Origin of the sequence: Adlercreutzia equolifaciens, from assembly GCF_029076695.1 — a bacterium.
Lineage (GTDB): Bacteria > Actinomycetota > Coriobacteriia > Coriobacteriales > Eggerthellaceae > Adlercreutzia > Adlercreutzia equolifaciens_A.
In genome coordinates, this window is the sequence record NZ_JARFIK010000438.1 from 1 (window position 1) to 298 (window position 298).

1 pseudogene is annotated in these 298 nt (G+C 62.1%); it reads right to left on the bottom strand.

The window, feature by feature from the left end:
- Window positions 1–298: pseudogene (locus PZH32_RS13070) on the bottom strand (CMP-2-keto-3-deoxyoctulosonic acid synthetase); the annotation flags it as partial.

Consider the following 298-nt stretch of genomic DNA (forward strand, 5'->3'; position numbering starts at 1 on the left):
GAAATAGGGCGGGCAGTAGCGCTGAGCGTACGAATAGCTGATGGTGAAGCCAAAGCCGCGGGCCAAGCCGGCCACATGGGCGTTGATGGCCTGATCCCAATCGGGCCAGTTCGTCTGATCCCAGCCCCAAGCGTAGTTCTGCTTGAAGCATACGCGGCCCTTCGTGCTTTCCGTGTTGGAAATTGCCGGCGACCAGCGGGGGTCGATGCAGTGCTCCCAGGCGGCGCGGGCAAAGGTTTCACCGTGGCCGGCCTGAGGGCTGCCGAACAGGTAGTTATTGATGCGCTCGGTCCATTCG